Consider the following 16,675-nt stretch of genomic DNA (forward strand, 5'->3'; position numbering starts at 1 on the left):
TTTAATGATATTACTTCTTTTGAGCCTTTCTGTCAAAAGCCAAGATACTAATGATACTGAAATAGTTGAAGATTATTCTATTGCTGATCAACTTTATACAAAATGCTTTGAAAATTTAAATCAAGGGATTGAAATTTTTGAAAAATACCCTCCTTTAAAAAGCAGGAAATTTTGTTCTCTTATTGAATGTATGTTTTTATATTCTTATAAAGAAGAAGATATAAAATTTGCAGCCGAAAAAAGATTAATAGGTATCGCTACTCAATTATACAACGCAGGAACTCCTGTTTATTTAACTATGGGAATGGATAGTTATTTATATGCTACAGAAAAAAATAAAAATCTTGAAGATGATGATCATCTTATTTATATTAATTACGGTGAGTGTACAAATCCAAGATTTTTATCAGATGCCGCTGAAATTATAAATAGACAAACTCTTTCGCTAATTAAGCAATCTACTTCCAAATAAATCTTTCTTTTAGATCTAAAAAAACATAATCTTGTCATTCCGAGGAACGAGGAATCGCACTAGAAATTACGCACGGAAAAGCCCTAATCTTTGTCGAGTTACGAGTGCGATTCCTCGTTCCTCGGAATGACAAACTTAATGTAAAAATCTCTATCTTTGAGTAACCCACTTCTTAAATAGAGCGTTATGAAAGACCATAAAAAATACAGCAATAAAACCAAAGCAGCTTTTATCCTGCTGATTGTAATGCTGATAATTTTATTGGGAAATTTCAATACACTTCGAAATTCTAAAAATGTAAATGACAATATCAACGCCATTTATAATGACCGATTAGTTGTGGCACATTATATTTTTCAATATTCGAAACAACTTCATTTTATAAAATCCGAAGCTGAAAAACTGGATTTAAGCGATAATATCAAAAAAAATGAAATCATTCATACTTTAGACATCATTCACGATATTGATGATTTGTACGCTAAAACGGTTTTAACCAATAACGAAAAAAGACATTTTGATGCTTTTCTGGGTTCTTGTAAAGAAATCAACAAACAAGTTGAAAACAAAAACTGGAATAAAATCGCTTATTCGAGCGCACAAGCTTTAAAAACTTTAGAATCTTTATCTCAAATTCAAATTAAAGAAGGAAAAGCAAAGCTGGCAAATGCAAATGCAATGTACAGCAAAAACAATAGTTTAGGCCAGCTTCAAATTGCTTTACTTATAATTTTAGGCGGAATTACGTTTTACCTTTTAATTGTAAAGAAAATCAAAAGAAAAATCAAAATTCCGGAACCGCCTAGTATGAATTAGTTTTATTTAAACTTCCTGTCTTCTTCCTTTATTTGAAGATCATTTATACTGGCATATCTTTTCTGCATTAAACCATTAGCGTCAAATTCCCAGTTTTCATTTCCATACGCTCTAAACCAATTTCCATTAAGATCCTGATATTCATACTCAAAACGTACTGCAATTCTATTTTCGGTATGTGCCCAGTATTCTTTTTTCAATTTGTAATTTCTCTCTTTCTTCCATTTTTCAGTTAAAAAAGCAACGATTTCCTCGCGTCCGTTAACGAATTTATCTCTGTTTCTCCATTCGCTGTCTATTGTATACGCTTTTGAAACTCTTTCCGGATCCTGGCTATTCCATGCGTCTTCTGCCAACTGAATTTTTTCTTTTGCCGTTTCTAAAGTGAAAGGAGGCAGCGGTAATTTCTGTTCCATTATTTTAAAATTAAAGTTTGAATTATTTTTTTTGATTGTTCTATTAACTCGTTTGATTTAAACATTTGGCTTTCAATTATACAGCTTTCAAATAATAAATAAACATGATCTGATATTAGTTCATCTTTCAAAATATCCCTGAAAAAATTACGCAAGTTACTTTTATGGCTTTGAATTACGTTGAGAATCTTAACATTATCTGACGGAATCTCTGAAAGTATATTTAGGAAACTACAGCCTCTAAAGTTTTCTTTTTCATTCATATAAACCAAGAACTCAAAAGAAGCTAAAACTTTAGAATTTGAGTCTTCTGCATTGCTTGTAAACTTTAGTAATTCGTTAAACCAAAAGGAATGACGCTGCTCTAAAAATGCCACACATAAATCTTCTTTAGATTTAAAATGTTGATAAAAACTGGCTTTTGCTACTTTAGATTCTTCAATAATCTGATTGATTCCCGTAGCATTATAACCTTGCTTATGGAATAAAATAAAAGTCTTTTCTAAAATTCGTTCTCTGGGCTGCATCTTCAATAAATTGGATATACAAATATAAATATTATTTAAATATACAGACAAGTCTGTCTGTTTTAATTTCAAAAAAAAATCCAAAACTTATAAAGCTTTGGATTTTAGAATTTTTATATTGAAATTTTCAAGAAATTATCTGCTCCATTCAGTGATACTGTCTTTATTCATTTTTACGTAATCTTGATTGTTTGCAGCTTCTGCAGCAGCCAATGAAAGTTTAGCCGTTTCAACAGCACCTTTTTTATCACCTTGTTTTGCCTGGATTAATGATTTTAATCTTGAAACATAATAAGGTTTATCAGTGCTCATATCTAATGCTTTATCCACATAGATTTTTGCAGTATCTAAATTTCCGTTTGAAGAAAATAAATATTGTGATGCTGCATAATAATCATTCCAAGTTGGTCCAGCCAATGTTTTTTCGATACTTGCAATTGCATTTTTAGCAGTTGGAACTTCAAATTTTAAAGCAACGTGAGAGTTTTCCCAAGCCATTTCTAAATAAGCAAAGTTTTGATCTAAACCATTAATTCCAATTGTAAAAGTTTCAACCGGAGTTGGTAATGCATTTTCTTTAACTGTAGTTTTTAAAACCACATAAGCATCGTTCCAGTTTTCAGGTAATCCCCAGTTGTCTGTAGAAAGATAAAAAATAACTTCCCAGCTTTCGATTTTAGGAATGGTATAAATTGCATATTTTCCTTTTTTCAAAGTTTTACCGTCAATTACAACATCGTCACTAAAATTAATAACGGTATTTTCATTTGCTCCGGTTCTCCAAAGTTTACCAAACGGAACTAAGTTTCCAAAAACAGCTCTACCTCTGGCTCCCGGTCTTGAATACGTAACTTCAACATCCGTTAAACCCACTGTTTGTTTGATATAAGCTTTTGGACTCGCTTGCGGCGTTCTCACTTGTGCTTCAGCTGCAAAAGGCGCCAAAATGATGGCTAATGCAATAAGTATTTTTTTCATTATAAGTTTTTGTTTGTTTTTGTTCAAATTTACGAATTCAATTACCTAACAAATGTTAAATTTTACATAATTCAAGCCGTAAGCTGTGATATTTTTTGCGCATTCAGTTCGTTAAAATGATTGATAACAATATCAGCTTCTGATAAATCCTGCATGTGTGAATGATCGCTATTATAACCTACACAGTATATTCCGGCAGCTTTTGCGGCCTTTACACCATTTGTGCTGTCTTCAATAATAATACATTCTTCTTTTGGCGCAATTGACAATGAAGCTGCATGATTAAAAATAGCCGGATTTGGTTTAGACTGCGGAAAATCTTCGCCACTAACTATATGAGAAAAATACTGATGCAGATTAAATCTTGTAAATACGCGCTCAATTGTAACTTTTGAAGCCGATGAAGCTAAAATCAGCTGAATTCCGTTTGCGTATATATCTTTAATTAAATCTTCAACTCCTTCTAAAAGATATAAATCTTCTTTAGTATCAAAAGCATCATTAAAAATATTTCTTTTTCGTTGAATCAAATCTTCCACTTCGTGCTCAATTGTCGGAAAAAAACCTTTTAAACTCTGAAAAGTATTTTTAGTCGAAAATCCGGTAAACGAAGTATACATTTCCTCAGGAACTTCAATATTTAATTCTGAAAACTGCTTGTAGTAGGCATAACGATGAACGGGTTCTGTGTCGACAATTACTCCGTCCATATCAAAAATTACTGTTTTAATCATTTTTTTTTTAAGTTTCTGAGTTGCTAAGATTCTAAGTTTTTGTTTCAGGTTTTCTTTGTTTCATGTTTCAAGTTACTGGATTGGGTAACTTTGACAAAGTTTACTCCGTTTAGAACGTGAAACCTGAAACTTTAAACTTGAAACAAAACTTTCTACTCTTTCTTTAATAAGTAGCGAATTACAGTTTCCGCAGCGTGAAGGCCGAATAATCCCGGCATGTAGCTGTTTGTTCCGTAGAAAGATTTTTTGAAGTTTTTTCCGTCGGTTAATTTTAAGCTGTTTTCGTTTTGGATTTCAGATGAAAAAACAACTTTTAATTTGTTGATATTTACCGCTTTTAATCTCTTACGAATTGCTTTTGAGAAATAACAGTTTATAGTTTTAGAGATATCACCCACTTTTACTTTAGAAGCCAGCATCTTTCCTCCTGCTCCCATACTGCTGATGATTTTTACTCTTTTGCGTTTTGCTGCAATAATTAAATTCAGTTTTGGTGTAATACTATCAATACAGTCTAAAACATAATCAAATTCTGGAGAAACGATTTCAAAGGCTCTTTCCGGAGATAAAAATTCCTGAACGCGGGTAAGCTTCAATTCTGGATTAATATCCATTAAACGATCTCCGACAATTTTAATTTTTGCCTCTCCCACTGTAGAATGCAAAGCTGGTAATTGTCTGTTAATGTTTGTAATATCTACAACGTCACCATCAACAATGGTCATGCTTCCTACTCCTGCTCTTGCTAAAAATTCAGCTGTAAACGATCCAACACCGCCTAAACCTACTACTAATACATTTGCATTACGCAAATTTTCTAATCCTTCCTTTGTAAATAAAAGCTCGGCTCTTTCTGTCCACTCTGCCATATTATATTTTTTTGTTTTTTATTTTTGTTTCAAGTTTAAAGTTTCAGGTTTCATGTTTGTCAGGCTGAGCGAAGTCGAAGCCCCACGTCCAATTGGAGCGCCCTTCGACTTCGCTCAGGGTGACAAACTTATTTTACTTTCTCCCAAATACTTCCGCAAAATTACTTGAGATAATACCTTGTAATTCTTTGATTGTAATATTTTTATATTCTGATGCTAAATCATAAACCTGTTTAATATCCTCTTCAATTGTATCGGTTTCCAGAAAAAAACGATCGTTTGGAATATTTTGAAAAACGGTTTTTAAATCGGGATTTCTTAATAGATATTTTCCGAAAGAAATATAAAATCCGTCTTTAATTAATTGTTCTGCCAACTGTTTGTTTTTTGAAAAACCGTGAATAATCATCGGAACAGAAATCTTTAATTTCTTTTTAATTGCTGTTACTTCCTGAAAAGCGGCAACGCAATGAATTACGACTGGTTTATTGTATTTTTCGGCTAAAGCCAATTGTTTTTCAAAAACTACAATCTGCAGTTCTAACGGAATTTCGATTCGTTTGTCTAAACCGCATTCGCCTATTGCTAAACAATTTTCGGTTTGCAGTTTTTCTTCAATAATTTTCAATTCCAAATCAATTTCACTTTCCTTAATATGCCACGGATGAATTCCGATGGAATAAAACGGAATAGCCGAATCAAATTCCTGCGGATATTGATTGACCAATTCTACTATATTAGATTGATTTGTAAATTGATGGGTATGAAAATTAAAAAATTCCATTAATGAAATGTTTTCACTCCGGCTTTGATTTCTACTTTTAAATCATTTTCCAACGGAACAAGCGGACATGAATATTTATGATTGTAAGCACAATACGGGTTGTATGCCTGATTGAAATCGACTGCAATTGTTTTTCCTTTCGGAATTTTTAAGTCGATATATCTTCCACCAATGTAACTTTCTTTACCACAGGTTAAATCAGAAAAAGGAAGGAATAAATGATCTTTATATTCTTTTTGTTTAGAAAGTTCAATATTTCTGTAAACGTTCAACTTCATTGCAACACCATTTATAGTAAAGGATAAAGTACCGTATTTTATATATTGCGGTGTTCTTGTTCCGGTAGTTTTCATTTCGAAAACTTTTTCATTTGTAGCTTTTTCAAATTTTGCATTCACAAAATACTTTCCATCAATTGGGTAAAAATCTAAAGTTTTAAAGGTCTTTAAATCTTCTTCCATTAACGGACTTGTCTTAGCATCAGCATATTCTGAGTTTATTTGCTTTTGGAATTTTTCAGCTTCAGTCTTGCTAAATTTACTTTGGCTAAAGCCAAAACTAAAAGCCAGAAGCAAAATAAGGGCAATAGAATTTTTCATCTTTGGAAATTTTATGCAAAAATAGTTTAAAAGTAACAAAGCAACAACCGTTGTACGTGACAAAGTTTCCTAACTTTGTGGCAAATACAATAATTATAATGCTCAAAACTGCCGCAAACCATTACTTCAACAATTTTAGGGGATTTTCAAGAGAAATTTGGATACTTACATTAGTTACTTTCATAAATCGTGCGGGTACAATGGTGCTGCCTTTTTTATCAAAATATTTAAATGAGGATTTAAAGTTTTCTTTAGATCAGGTAACCTGGATTATGGTCTCTTTTGGTTTGGGTTCTATGCTTGGTTCCTGGCTTGGAGGGAAACTTTCTGATAAAATTGGGTTTTACAAAATCATGGTTTTCAGTCTGTTTACCAGCGGAGTATCACTTTTCTTTATTCAATATATTACCTCTTTCTGGGGACTTTGTATTGCAATGTTTGTATTAATGACTATTGCCGATATGTTTCGCCCTGCAATGTTTGTTTCGCTTGGTGCTTATGCAAAACCAGAAAACAGAACACGTGCCTTAACCCTTGTTCGTCTTGCCGTAAACTTAGGTTTTGCTGCAGGACCGGCACTTGGAGGTTTAATCATTATAGGAATGGGGTATTCAGGTTTATTTTGGGTTGATGGGGCTTCATGTATAGTTTCTATATCGATTTTTGCATTATTAGTTAAAGAAAAGAAGAAAGTCGATCATGGTGATAAAACCGAAAGTGTAACAAATGTAAAATCAGTATTTCACGATAAAATATTTTGGGTTTTCTTATTTGTGAGTTTTATTACGGCTATTATTTTCTTTCAGCTTTTCACCACTTTACCTTTATATCATCATAAACAATATGGCTTAAATGAGTTTCAAACAGGACTTTTAATGACTCTAAACGGACTTCTGATTTTTGCCTTAGAAATGCCAACGGTTGGTTTTATGGAAAGAAAAGGATTTCCGAAAATCAAAATCATCATTATAGGATCATTTGTAATGGCATTGAGTTTCTTTTTGTTGCTGATTAATGTTTGGGCCGGAATCCTGGTTATCAGTATGATTTGTATTTCAATTGGAGAAATCCTAACCTTCCCTTTTTCGAATGCATTTGCTTTAAGCCGTGCGCCTCGTGGTCAGGAAGGGCGTTATATGGCTTTGTATACCATGAGTTTTAGTTTAGCACATATTTTTAGCACTATGCTAGGTTTTGGAATTGCTGATCATTTTGGTTACCAAAGTAACTGGTTATTTATGGCTTGTATTGGAGTTCTGGCTACACTTTGCTGTCTCTGGATTAAAAAAGCTTTAGTTCAGGAGAAAATAAAATAAATCTTCTTTTTCACATAAATCATTACAATTCAAATCATTAACTTTGATTCTGAATAGCTTTTCTATGCTTTTAATTCACCTTGAAACGAAATTTTTAGTTAAATAACTATATTTATAGTTGCGTAACTAAAAAAATAGTTGTAGGTTTGAATTAAAATTAGAAAACATGCAAAAGTTAACCAACAAAGAAGAAGAAATAATGCAGATTTTATGGAAGCTTAAAAAAGCATTCGTAAAAGAAATTCAGGCAGAGATTACGGAAGACCAGCCGCATTATAATACACTTTCTACAATTGTTAGAAATCTGGAAGAAAAAGGTTTTGTAGCACATAATGCTTTTGGAAATACGCATCAATATTATCCAGCAATTACTCTTGAAGCGTACAGCAAAAAATATATGAAAACGGCTATTGATAATTATTTCAACAGTTCGTATAAAAATATGGTTTCGTTTTTTGCCAAAGAAGAAAAAATTTCTGCAGATGAATTGCGCGAAATTCTGGCCATGATCGAAAATCCAAAAGACAATAAATAACAGTAAAAATAAACGAGGAAAAATAATAGTTATGGAATCAATATTTGTTTATATCGCAAAATCGGCTGGCTTAGTGGCAATATTTTACTGTGCTTATTATTTTTTACTTCGAAAAGAAACTTTCTTTACTAGCAACAGATGGTTTTTACTAACGGGTTTAATTACTTCAGTTGTACTTCCATTAGTAGTTTATACTAAAGTTGTTTGGGTAAACCCTACTCCTATTCCAAACTTAAATTTCTCTAACACAAATCTTATTCAAAATACTGAAAACAAATCTTTTGAAATAAATTGGATCTATGTTATGTTATCCATTTATTGTATTGGCCTTTTAGTTTTTCTGATAAAATTTGCAATGGATTTTTACAGTTTGAATTCTATTTTAAAAGGAAAAAAAATACATCAACAAGCTGATTTTAAATTTATTGATACAAACGAAGATATTGCTCCTTTTTCTTATTTCGAATATATCGTATACAACTCATCAATGTATACACCTACAGAATTAGAAAATATTATTGAGCATGAAAAAGTGCACAGTGATCAAAATCATACTATTGATGTATTGATTTCACGAGCTTTCTGCATGCTTTTTTGGTTCAACCCTATTATATGGCTTTATAAAAAGGCAATTACCCAAAATTTAGAATTTATTGCCGATAAAGAAGCTGCTAAAAAATTATCCGATAAAAAAGCGTATCAATACACGCTTTTAAAAATAACAACACACGAAAGCTGTGTTGCCATTACCAATCATTTTTATCAATCATTAATCAAAAAACGAATTGTCATGTTAAACAAAAATCAATCAAAAAAAAGAAATTCTTGGAAGTATTATGTTGTAATTCCTGCTCTTGCAGCTTTTGTTTTACTATTTCAGGTTGAAGTAATTGCAAAAGAAAAACAACAAATTGTAAAAGAAGTTTCGGGCGAAATTAAATCTGTAGATGTGTACAAAATCAAGAAAAGCTCTACAGATGCAGACTTGGAAAAAATTAAAGAGAATTTAAAAAAACTTCACAATGTTGATTTTGAAGTTTCTGATGTAAAAAGAAATAGCGAGAACTATTTAACTTCACTTAAAGTTGCTATTAAAAACGGGAAGCAGCAAGCTCAATCTATTCAGGTTAATGGCGATAAAGCGATTAAAGATTTTGGAGTATTTGTTACGACAGATGAAAAAGGCCAAAAAAGCGTTGGTATCCAAACTGATGACGAAGCAAAAACTAAAGTTGCTGTTAGTAAAAAAGTCAGCTTTATAGATGCCTCTGAACCTGATAATACTAAAACTGCAGCCAGCAAAACACTAATCACTAAAATTGATACCAATGCTAACGATAATACTAATACTAGTACAAAAACTAATAGTAATACTAACACAAATATTAGCACTACTGTAACTATTGATACAGATAACAAGACTAATACTAAAGTAATTACGACTACAAATGGTTCTGTTATTGCCATTTCGAATGATACAAAAGCCAACGGCAAAGTATTAGAAAGTCTTGTAATTGTTGACGGAAAAGAAATGCCAGCTGGTTTTGATGTTGAAGATATTGATGCAAAAAATATTAAATCTGTAAATGTTTACAAAGGAATAAATGCAGTAACTAAATATGGAGATAAAGGCTCAAATGGTGTAATTGAGATAGAAACGAAGCATTAAGACGCTGATAATTTTAAAAATCTGAAAATGCAAAAACTAACCAACAAAGAAGAAGAAATAATGCACATTTTATGGAAGCTTAAAAAAGCATTCGTAAAAGAGATTCAGGCAGAAATTACAGAAGATCAGCCGCATTATAATACACTTTCGACTATAGTTCGAAATCTGGAGGAAAAAGGTTTTGTGGCGCATAATGCTTTTGGAAACACACATCAATATTATCCGGCCGTAACTTTGGAAGCATACAGCAAAAAGTATATGAATACGGCCATTGATAATTATTTCAACAGCTCGTATAAAAATATGGTTTCGTTTTTTGCCAAAGAAGAAAAAATTTCGGCAGATGAATTACGCGAAATCCTGGCTATGATTGAAAATCCAAACGAAAAAAAGTAAACGAAGAAAAATAAATCATTATGGAAGCACTTTTCATTTTTATCGTCAAATCAAGTGGTTTAATCGCTTTGTTTTATTTTGCATACTTTTTTTTACTGCGAAAAGAAACCTTCTTCAATAGCAGCAGATGGTTTTTACTAGCCGGTTTAATAACATCAATTGTTTTACCGTTTGTTGTTTACACAAAAGTGGTTTGGATTGATCCGGTTCCGGTTCCAGTTGATTATGCGTCAGCTGTGAACTATCACTACACTCCTAATTATCATCCGCAGATTGCTGAAGAAGAATCTTTTGAAATAAACTGGAATTTGGTTTCACTAGGTATTTACACGCTTGGTTTTGCTGCTTTTATGATAAAATTCGGAATTGATTTCTACAGTTTGAATTCTGTTTTAAAAGGAAAAAAAATAGAACAGCAGGCCGATTTCAAATTTGTAGATGTTGACGAAAACATTGCACCATTTTCTTATTTTGATTATATCGTTTACAACTCATCAATGTACAGCGAATCTGAATTAGAAAGTATTCTGGAGCACGAAAAAGTGCACAGCGACCAACATCATACCTTTGATGTAATCATTTCGAGGATTTTCTGTATCCTGTTTTGGTTCAACCCAATTATCTGGCTTTATAAAAAAGCAATTCTTCAAAATTTAGAATTCATTGCAGATAATGAAGCCACTAAAAAAATATCAGACAAAAAAGCGTATCAATACACGCTTTTAAAAATCACAACACATGAAACGTGTGTTGCCATCACCAATCATTTTTACCAATCATTAATCAAAAAACGAATTGTTATGTTAAACAAAAATCAATCAAAAAAATGGAATTACTGGAAATATTACGCCATAATTCCGGCACTTGGAGCGTTTGTTCTCTTGTTCCAAATTAAAACAATTGCACAGGAGAAAAAAGAACTTAAAGAAAAAACCGAAAAAGCTGCTTTGGCTTCTATAATTCAAGATGGTGAAGTTTATAAAATCACGAAATCGACTACAGATCAGGAATTAAAAGATTTAACTGCAAAACTAAAATCAGAACATAATGTTGATTTAGAAATTTCGAATGTTAAAAGAAACAGTGATAATGAACTAATTGCTATTAAAATTAGAGTTGTTAAGGAAAGCGGTAAAGTTCATGTTATTGATATGAATAGTACTAAAGCCTTAAAAGACTGCAGTATTGTAATCGATAAAGATGAAGACGGTACTAAAAATGTAACCTTAGTTACTGATGATGAAATAGGCAATCCTGCACTAACTCAAAATCGTGATGTTGTAGTAAGAAACTTCGAAAATGATGTTACTCCGGAAGATCGTTCTTCACCAGTTCCTCCTGCTCCGCCTGTTGCGCCAATTGCTCCGGTTTTCCCTATTGGACCAATGCCTCCTGCACCAGTTATTGACATGTCTAAAATGCCAAAACCGCCAGTTGCACCGGCAAGTCCAAAAGATAAAGTGGCTTGGGCTAAATTTGAAAAAGAAATGGCTGAGTTTGAGAAAAAAATGGAAGCTTTTGAACCAGATTTATCTGCTTACGAAAAACAAGTTGAAGCTATTATGTCTCAGAGAGAAGCTATTTTTGAAAAACAAATGGAGAAGTATGAAATTGCTATGGAAAAATTCAATTTTGACATGGATAAATTCAGTCAGGATGTTGAAATCAAATACGGCAGAGATTCTCAAGAGTATCAAAAAAGCATTAAACAGTATGAAAACGATATGAAACAGCATCAGCTTGACATGAAACAACATGAAAAAGATATGAAGCAGTTTGAGAAAGACATGAAACAACGTGAAAAGGAATTGAAAAAATGGGAAAAGGAAAACAGTAAAAAATCCTAACCATTATTTCAATCGATAAAAAATCAATTTATTTTGAAGCTAAAAAAGACTTTGTGAGTAACAAAGTCTTTTTTTATATCTTTGAAAAAACAAATCTGCCATGTATAAAATTTTAGCCAAACTAAATAAAATGCTACTGCCTAGTTTTACAAAGCAAGGTCTGGATATTTCAAAAGCAAAAAAATGGCAAATGGCGATCATTGGGTATCGCGCTTACGTAACTAAACGAGCTTTAGGATAATCAATTAAAAATACTTTTGTTTTAGACAGCAGAAATAATTGATTTTATTTTCTGCACTTTTATATTTATGAAAAATAAAGAATTCAACCTTCCTCCTGTTCCGGCAGTCTTATTGGCAATTATAAGTGTACAATGTGGCGCTGCGATTGCAAAAACGCTTTTCCCTGCGATTGGTGCAGCGGGAACGGCATCGATACGTATAGGTGTTTCGGCATTAATTTTATTATTGGCTTACCGACCAAATTTAAAAGCAATTACGCCTGCACAATGGAAAATTGTAATTCCGTATGGCTTGTCATTAGGTGCAATGAATTTGATTTTTTATTTTGCAATAGAAAGAATTCCAATTGGTCTGGCTGTAACTTTAGAGTTTATGGGGCCATTATTAGTTGCTATTATAGGCTCAAAACGTTTGATAGATTATTGCTGGGTTTTACTCGCCGCAATGGGAATTGTTTTAATTGCGCCGTGGACAAATGATCGCTTGGATATTCTAGGAGTTGTATTCGCTCTTTTGGCTGGTGCGCTTTGGGCGGCTTATATCGTTTTAGGTGGAAAAATTTCAAAAATAATGAATGGCGGTCAGGCTGTTTCTACCGGAATGTTATTTGCCGCAATCTTGATTTTACCTTTCGGATTTCTAGAAAACGGATTAGCTAATCTTACTCCAAAACTCTTCGGAATGGGTGTTGCTCTTGCACTTTTATCCAGTGCGATTCCGTTTACTTTAGAAATGAAAGCTTTAGGTCAGCTTCCTCCGCGTACATTTAGTATTTTAATGAGTTTAGAGCCTGCGGCTGCTTCTATTTGCGGTTTTATCTTTTTACAGGAAAACTTAAGCTTTTATGAGATTTTGGCCGTATTGTGTGTTGTAATTGCTTCTGCGGGAAGTACTTTGACCGCAAAGAAATAAAAAAAGCCCTGCATATAACTGCAAGGCTTCTTCATTGTAGGCATTCTATTTTTGGAGGTCTTAATTATTTTTTAGGCAGTAATACTGCATCAACCACATGAATTACACCATTTGACTGGTTAACATCTGCAATTGTTACTTTTGCTTCACCACCATTTTCATCGCTGATATATAAATCTTTTCCTTTCATCCAAGCCGTAAGAGTTCCACCGCTAACTGTTTTAATAGTAGCTTTTCCTTTACCTGCCTTTATAGCTTTTGCAATATCAGATGCATTCCATTTTCCTGCAGCAACATGATAGGTCAAGATCGTTTGCAGCATTTTTTTATTTTCTGGTTTCAATAATGTTTCAACAGTTCCTGCTGGTAATTTATCAAATGCTGCATTTGTTGGAGCAAAAACAGTGAACGGTCCTTTGCCTTGTAAAGTTTCAACTAAATCGGCAGCTTTTACTGCAGCTACAAGTGTTGTGTGATCTTTTGAATTAACGGCATTCTCGATAATATTTTTGTTAGAATACATTGCTGCTCCGCCAACCATTACTGTTTTCTGAGCAAAAGATGTAAATCCGAATGATAATGTTAAAATTGCTGCGGCTAAAAAATTTCTAGTTTTCATAATTATTATTTTAAGTTATATGTTCATTTACGGGGATATATACCTTTTGGTTTTGATTAAAAATTTATTTCATCAAAATTCAAATTGAAATAGATACAAAACTTATTGCTGAAGCCTGTAAAGCATTAGGTTATAGCCTATAAAAAATATTCAATAAAAAATTAATTTTATTAACATTTAATTATTATTTTTAAGAATAAAACAATTCATTATGCAAAATTTACCCAAAAAAGTAAGAAGTAAAAAATTGAACTCAAGAGTAGATTTAACTGCAATGGTCAGCGTTTCGTTTTTGCTGATTATCTTTTTTATGCTTGTAGGTGAATTGTCTAAACCAAAAGCAATTTCCTTAGGTTTACCTGATAGAGATAGAGCTTGTTGCGACTGTCCTCCTCCTCATTATGGAGAAAACAGGTCAATAACCGTAATGTTAGGTGAAAATAATAAATTGATATATTACATGGGACTTTTGAGTTCTCCGATAGTTTCTCCAAAAGAAATCAAATACGGTAAAGAAGGAATTCGTCAGGAATTGCTAAAAAGAAATAAAAGCATGCTTGAATATTCAGCCGCTTTACGAAAACCTGGAAGAGGAATTACTGTAATTATAAAACCAAGTAAAAAATCTAACTTCAAAAATTTGATTGATATTTTAGATGAAATGGCAATTGCTAATATTAAAACTTATGCAATCATACCTGAATTTACGCCACAAGAATCTGAATTATTAGCTTCAAAATAATTCCTTTTAACTTAAATCTAAATCTATGAAAAATCTGCCTCAAAGAGTAAGAAGTAAAAAGTTAAGTTCAAGAGTTGATTTAACTGCAATGGTAAGTGTTTCGTTTTTACTAATTATATTTTTTATGCTTGTTGGTGAATTGTCTAAGCCAAGAGTATTGGATTTAAGTATACCAGAAAGGCACTGTGATGAAGAATTCAGCTGTGTTATAACTTGTGGCGTCAATCCACAACGTATTATAACCGTTTTGTTAGATGATAATAATAAAATAATTACTTATTCAGGTCTTTTATTTAATCCTTTAGAAAATCCAAAAAAAGTAAGTTATGGTAATAACGGAATTCGTAAAATACTACTTGAAAAAAGTAATACAATTCGAGAATATTCGGCTGCAATTGGAAAACCTAAATATGGCCCCATTGTAATTATAAAGCCAAGCAAAAAATGTAATTTCAAGAATTTGGTTGATATTTTAGATGAAATGGCAATTGCTAAAATCGAAACTTATGCAATTGTAAATGAATATTCTCCAGAAGAATCAAAATTATTAGCTTCAAATTAATTCTTTTAACTTAAATCTAAATCTATGAAAAATCTGCCTCAAAAAGTTAGAAGTAAAAAGTTAAGTTCAAGAGTTGATTTAACCGCAATGGTTAGTGTTTCTTTTTTGCTGATTATATTTTTTATGCTTGTTGGAGAATTGTCTAAGCCAAGAGTATTGGATTTAAGCCTGCCTGACAATGATTGTGATGATTGTCTTCCTGGCTGTGTTGACGTAACAAGAATTTACACCATTATATTAGACAAAAATGACAAAATAATTACTTATTCAGGTTTATTACAATCACCTCTTGGCTCACCAAAAAAAATTGAATTTGGAAAAAAAGGAATTCGTCAGGAACTTTTCAATAGAAAGAAAATGATTTTAGAATACTCAACATCAATGGGAAAACCAAAAAATGGCCCAATAGTAATTATAAAACCAAGTAAAAAATCAAACTATGGTAATTTAGTTGATATTTTAGATGAAATGGCAATTGCTAAAATTGACACTTATGCTATTGTCAATGATTTTACTCTGGAAGAATCAAAATTATTGGCTTCAAATTAATTCCTTATTGACTTAAATCTAAATCTATGAAAAATCTGCCTCAAAAAATTAGAAGTAAAAAATTGAGTTCAAGAGTTGATTTAACCGCAATGGTCAGTGTTTCATTCTTACTGATTATATTTTTTATGCTTGTTGGTGAATTATCTAAGCCAAAAGTTATGGATTATAACATACCCGGCTGCATTGATGAAAATCTCTTTTTAGGCTGTAACATGCCAGATGAAAACCGCACTTATACAATACTCTTAGATGATAATAACAGAATAATTACTTATTCAGGATTAATATTTGTCCCAATAGAAGCTCCCAAAGAAGTCCAATATGGTAAAAGCGGAATTAGAAAAGAGTTATTAGAACGAAATAGAAAAGTTTTAGAATATTCAGCACAACGAGGAAAACCCGGAAGAGGGATTACAGTTATTATCAAACCTAGTAAAAAATCTAACTATGGTAATTTGGTTGATATTTTAGGTGAAATGAAAATTACTGGTATAAATTCCTATTCTATTATAGATGATTATACTCCAGAAGAAACAAATTTACTTGCATCAAAATAACGCAAGAAAACAGTATTAAAATAAAAAAGTCCCACATTTCTGTGGGACTTTCTATTTAAAGAAAACTAAGAATTATTTTTTCTCAGTTTTTTCCATTTTAGCTTTAAGAGCAGCTAATACGTCATTGTTATCACCTAAAGTCGCAGCTGGTGCGTTTGTAGATGCAGATGCAGTATTTTCAACAGCAGCTTTCACGTTTTTCTCTTCTTCTTCACGGAAGATAGCAGTGTGAGAAGCAACTACTCTTTTGAATTCTTTGTTGAATTCGATTACTTTGAAATCAGCAGTATCACCTTTTTTCAATTTCTTTCCGTCTTCTTTTTCAAGGTGACGAGTAGGAATGAAAGCAACGATATCATCTCCGAATTCTACAGTAGCTCCTTTGTCAACGATTTCAGAAATTTCACCATTGTGGATAGTTCCTACAGCGAAAGAATCTTCGTATTGATCCCAAGGATTAGCAGTAGTTTGTTTGTGACCTAAAGATAATTTACGTCCTTCAACATCTAATTCTAATACAACTACATCAAGTTT

22 protein-coding genes are annotated in these 16,675 nt (G+C 32.0%); 13 read left to right on the forward strand and 9 right to left on the reverse strand.

Going from position 1 to position 16,675, the window contains the following annotated elements; all coding sequences use genetic code 11:
• Nucleotides 1–4: 4 nt before the first annotated feature.
• Nucleotides 5–472 carry a hypothetical protein gene (locus B3C18_RS09050; RefSeq protein WP_291145680.1) on the forward strand — a complete coding sequence of 156 codons (468 nt, stop codon included), beginning with the start codon at nucleotides 5–7 and terminating at the stop codon, nucleotides 470–472.
• 186 nt (nucleotides 473–658) lie between these two features.
• A complete protein-coding gene (locus B3C18_RS09055; protein WP_291145683.1) occupies nucleotides 659–1,288 on the forward strand; it encodes an MCP four helix bundle domain-containing protein in 630 nt (209 codons plus the stop codon).
• A gap of 2 nt (nucleotides 1,289–1,290) precedes the next feature.
• On the opposite strand, the gene B3C18_RS09060 is transcribed toward B3C18_RS09055, so the two are convergent.
• The 7 genes from B3C18_RS09060 to B3C18_RS09090 form a co-directional block, all read right to left on the reverse strand.
• Nucleotides 1,291–1,704 (reverse strand): DUF1348 family protein, encoded by a 414-nt coding sequence (locus B3C18_RS09060; RefSeq protein WP_180861903.1) that lies wholly within the window; start codon nucleotides 1,702–1,704, stop codon nucleotides 1,291–1,293.
• Nucleotides 1,704–2,231, reverse strand: coding sequence for a TetR/AcrR family transcriptional regulator (locus tag B3C18_RS09065; RefSeq protein WP_291145687.1), 528 nt, complete (start codon nucleotides 2,229–2,231; stop codon nucleotides 1,704–1,706). The genes B3C18_RS09060 and B3C18_RS09065 overlap by 1 nt, the downstream gene beginning before the upstream one ends.
• A 135-nt stretch (nucleotides 2,232–2,366) precedes the next feature.
• Nucleotides 2,367–3,209 carry a DUF2911 domain-containing protein gene (locus tag B3C18_RS09070; protein WP_291145690.1) on the reverse strand — a complete coding sequence of 281 codons (843 nt, stop codon included), beginning with the start codon at nucleotides 3,207–3,209 and terminating at the stop codon, nucleotides 2,367–2,369.
• 71 nt (nucleotides 3,210–3,280) lie between these two features.
• Nucleotides 3,281–3,943, reverse strand: a complete 663-nt coding sequence (locus tag B3C18_RS09075) for an HAD family hydrolase (protein WP_291145693.1) — start codon at nucleotides 3,941–3,943, stop codon at nucleotides 3,281–3,283.
• A gap of 152 nt (nucleotides 3,944–4,095) precedes the next feature.
• A complete protein-coding gene (locus B3C18_RS09080; protein WP_291145696.1) occupies nucleotides 4,096–4,812 on the reverse strand; it encodes a tRNA threonylcarbamoyladenosine dehydratase in 717 nt (238 codons plus the stop codon).
• Between the two features lie 133 nt (nucleotides 4,813–4,945).
• Complete coding sequence (locus tag B3C18_RS09085) at nucleotides 4,946–5,596, reverse strand: TatD family hydrolase (protein WP_291145699.1); 651 nt, start codon at nucleotides 5,594–5,596, stop codon at nucleotides 4,946–4,948.
• A complete protein-coding gene (locus B3C18_RS09090) occupies nucleotides 5,596–6,195 on the reverse strand; it encodes a DUF1684 domain-containing protein (protein ID WP_291145701.1) in 600 nt (199 codons plus the stop codon). The genes B3C18_RS09085 and B3C18_RS09090 overlap by 1 nt, the downstream gene beginning before the upstream one ends.
• Before the next feature lie 98 nt (nucleotides 6,196–6,293).
• Between B3C18_RS09090 and B3C18_RS09095 the strand changes: the two genes are divergently transcribed.
• The 7 genes from B3C18_RS09095 to B3C18_RS09125 all read left to right on the forward strand — a co-directional run bounded on the left by B3C18_RS09095 (nucleotide 6,294) and on the right by B3C18_RS09125 (nucleotide 13,112).
• Nucleotides 6,294–7,511: an MDR family MFS transporter gene (locus B3C18_RS09095; RefSeq protein ID WP_291145807.1), complete on the forward strand. Its 1,218-nt coding sequence runs from the start codon at nucleotides 6,294–6,296 to the stop codon at nucleotides 7,509–7,511.
• A gap of 166 nt (nucleotides 7,512–7,677) precedes the next feature.
• Nucleotides 7,678–8,046, forward strand: coding sequence for a BlaI/MecI/CopY family transcriptional regulator (locus B3C18_RS09100; RefSeq protein ID WP_291145704.1), 369 nt, complete (start codon nucleotides 7,678–7,680; stop codon nucleotides 8,044–8,046).
• Nucleotides 8,047–8,077: 31 nt separating this feature from the next.
• On the forward strand, nucleotides 8,078–9,715 hold the full coding sequence (locus B3C18_RS09105; RefSeq protein ID WP_291145707.1) for a M56 family metallopeptidase: 1,638 nt from the start codon (nucleotides 8,078–8,080) through the stop codon (nucleotides 9,713–9,715).
• 27 nt (nucleotides 9,716–9,742) lie between these two features.
• Complete coding sequence (locus B3C18_RS09110) at nucleotides 9,743–10,111, forward strand: BlaI/MecI/CopY family transcriptional regulator (RefSeq protein WP_256634996.1); 369 nt, start codon at nucleotides 9,743–9,745, stop codon at nucleotides 10,109–10,111.
• A gap of 20 nt (nucleotides 10,112–10,131) precedes the next feature.
• On the forward strand, nucleotides 10,132–11,958 hold the full coding sequence (locus tag B3C18_RS09115; RefSeq protein ID WP_291145713.1) for a M56 family metallopeptidase: 1,827 nt from the start codon (nucleotides 10,132–10,134) through the stop codon (nucleotides 11,956–11,958).
• A gap of 100 nt (nucleotides 11,959–12,058) precedes the next feature.
• Nucleotides 12,059–12,199 carry a hypothetical protein gene (locus B3C18_RS09120; protein ID WP_053474185.1) on the forward strand — a complete coding sequence of 47 codons (141 nt, stop codon included), beginning with the start codon at nucleotides 12,059–12,061 and terminating at the stop codon, nucleotides 12,197–12,199.
• A 67-nt stretch (nucleotides 12,200–12,266) separates the two neighbouring features.
• Nucleotides 12,267–13,112 carry an EamA family transporter gene (locus B3C18_RS09125; protein ID WP_291145718.1) on the forward strand — a complete coding sequence of 282 codons (846 nt, stop codon included), beginning with the start codon at nucleotides 12,267–12,269 and terminating at the stop codon, nucleotides 13,110–13,112.
• A 64-nt stretch (nucleotides 13,113–13,176) separates the two neighbouring features.
• Here the strand turns inward: B3C18_RS09125 and B3C18_RS09130 are convergent, their stop codons facing one another.
• The gene (locus tag B3C18_RS09130; RefSeq protein ID WP_291145721.1) at nucleotides 13,177–13,731 is read right to left on the reverse strand and encodes a fasciclin domain-containing protein; all 555 of its coding nucleotides are present in this window, start codon (nucleotides 13,729–13,731) and stop codon (nucleotides 13,177–13,179) included.
• Nucleotides 13,732–13,942: 211 nt separating this feature from the next.
• Here B3C18_RS09130 and B3C18_RS09135 point away from each other — a divergent pair, with 211 nt between their 5' ends.
• The 4 genes from B3C18_RS09135 to B3C18_RS09150 are packed head-to-tail and all read left to right on the forward strand — an operon-like array spanning nucleotide 13,943 to nucleotide 16,141.
• Nucleotides 13,943–14,473 carry an ExbD/TolR family protein gene (locus tag B3C18_RS09135; RefSeq protein WP_291145724.1) on the forward strand — a complete coding sequence of 177 codons (531 nt, stop codon included), beginning with the start codon at nucleotides 13,943–13,945 and terminating at the stop codon, nucleotides 14,471–14,473.
• A gap of 25 nt (nucleotides 14,474–14,498) precedes the next feature.
• On the forward strand, nucleotides 14,499–15,035 hold the full coding sequence (locus B3C18_RS09140) for an ExbD/TolR family protein (RefSeq protein ID WP_291145727.1): 537 nt from the start codon (nucleotides 14,499–14,501) through the stop codon (nucleotides 15,033–15,035).
• A gap of 24 nt (nucleotides 15,036–15,059) precedes the next feature.
• Entirely contained in the window at nucleotides 15,060–15,584 is a 525-nt protein-coding gene (locus tag B3C18_RS09145; RefSeq protein WP_291145730.1) for an ExbD/TolR family protein, read from the forward strand.
• Nucleotides 15,585–15,610: 26 nt separating this feature from the next.
• Nucleotides 15,611–16,141 carry an ExbD/TolR family protein gene (locus B3C18_RS09150; protein WP_291145733.1) on the forward strand — a complete coding sequence of 177 codons (531 nt, stop codon included), beginning with the start codon at nucleotides 15,611–15,613 and terminating at the stop codon, nucleotides 16,139–16,141.
• A 72-nt stretch (nucleotides 16,142–16,213) separates the two neighbouring features.
• On the opposite strand, the gene B3C18_RS09155 is transcribed toward B3C18_RS09150, so the two are convergent.
• Nucleotides 16,214–16,675: S1 RNA-binding domain-containing protein (locus B3C18_RS09155; protein WP_291145736.1), on the reverse strand; the 462-nt coding region annotated here is incomplete at its 5' end.

Origin of the sequence: Flavobacterium sp. UBA7680 (genome assembly GCF_002482975.1) — a bacterium.
Lineage (GTDB): Bacteria > Bacteroidota > Bacteroidia > Flavobacteriales > Flavobacteriaceae > Flavobacterium.

Bases quoted from the DNA above. Each gene is read 5' to 3' on its own strand.
- B3C18_RS09065 (WP_291145687.1), bottom strand. From the start codon at position 2,231: ATGCAGCCCAGAGAACGAATTTTAGAAAAGACTTTTATTTTATTCCAT.
- B3C18_RS09075 (WP_291145693.1), bottom strand. From the start codon at position 3,943: ATGATTAAAACAGTAATTTTTGATATGGACGGAGTAATTGTCGACACA.
- B3C18_RS09145 (WP_291145730.1), top strand. From the start codon at position 15,060: ATGAAAAATCTGCCTCAAAAAGTTAGAAGTAAAAAGTTAAGTTCAAGA.
- B3C18_RS09070 (WP_291145690.1), bottom strand. From the start codon at position 3,209: ATGAAAAAAATACTTATTGCATTAGCCATCATTTTGGCGCCTTTTGCA.
- B3C18_RS09135 (WP_291145724.1), top strand. From the start codon at position 13,943: ATGCAAAATTTACCCAAAAAAGTAAGAAGTAAAAAATTGAACTCAAGA.
- B3C18_RS09055 (WP_291145683.1), top strand. From the start codon at position 659: ATGAAAGACCATAAAAAATACAGCAATAAAACCAAAGCAGCTTTTATC.
- B3C18_RS09090 (WP_291145701.1), bottom strand. From the start codon at position 6,195: ATGAAAAATTCTATTGCCCTTATTTTGCTTCTGGCTTTTAGTTTTGGC.
- B3C18_RS09080 (WP_291145696.1), bottom strand. From the start codon at position 4,812: ATGGCAGAGTGGACAGAAAGAGCCGAGCTTTTATTTACAAAGGAAGGA.
- B3C18_RS09140 (WP_291145727.1), top strand. From the start codon at position 14,499: ATGAAAAATCTGCCTCAAAGAGTAAGAAGTAAAAAGTTAAGTTCAAGA.
- B3C18_RS09060 (WP_180861903.1), bottom strand. From the start codon at position 1,704: ATGGAACAGAAATTACCGCTGCCTCCTTTCACTTTAGAAACGGCAAAA.
- B3C18_RS09120 (WP_053474185.1), top strand. From the start codon at position 12,059: ATGTATAAAATTTTAGCCAAACTAAATAAAATGCTACTGCCTAGTTTT.
- B3C18_RS09110 (WP_256634996.1), top strand. From the start codon at position 9,743: ATGCAAAAACTAACCAACAAAGAAGAAGAAATAATGCACATTTTATGG.
- B3C18_RS09125 (WP_291145718.1), top strand. From the start codon at position 12,267: ATGAAAAATAAAGAATTCAACCTTCCTCCTGTTCCGGCAGTCTTATTG.
- B3C18_RS09095 (WP_291145807.1), top strand. From the start codon at position 6,294: ATGCTCAAAACTGCCGCAAACCATTACTTCAACAATTTTAGGGGATTT.
- B3C18_RS09150 (WP_291145733.1), top strand. From the start codon at position 15,611: ATGAAAAATCTGCCTCAAAAAATTAGAAGTAAAAAATTGAGTTCAAGA.
- B3C18_RS09105 (WP_291145707.1), top strand. From the start codon at position 8,078: ATGGAATCAATATTTGTTTATATCGCAAAATCGGCTGGCTTAGTGGCA.
- B3C18_RS09050 (WP_291145680.1), top strand. From the start codon at position 5: ATGATATTACTTCTTTTGAGCCTTTCTGTCAAAAGCCAAGATACTAAT.
- B3C18_RS09130 (WP_291145721.1), bottom strand. From the start codon at position 13,731: ATGAAAACTAGAAATTTTTTAGCCGCAGCAATTTTAACATTATCATTC.
- B3C18_RS09115 (WP_291145713.1), top strand. From the start codon at position 10,132: ATGGAAGCACTTTTCATTTTTATCGTCAAATCAAGTGGTTTAATCGCT.
- B3C18_RS09085 (WP_291145699.1), bottom strand. From the start codon at position 5,596: ATGGAATTTTTTAATTTTCATACCCATCAATTTACAAATCAATCTAAT.
- B3C18_RS09100 (WP_291145704.1), top strand. From the start codon at position 7,678: ATGCAAAAGTTAACCAACAAAGAAGAAGAAATAATGCAGATTTTATGG.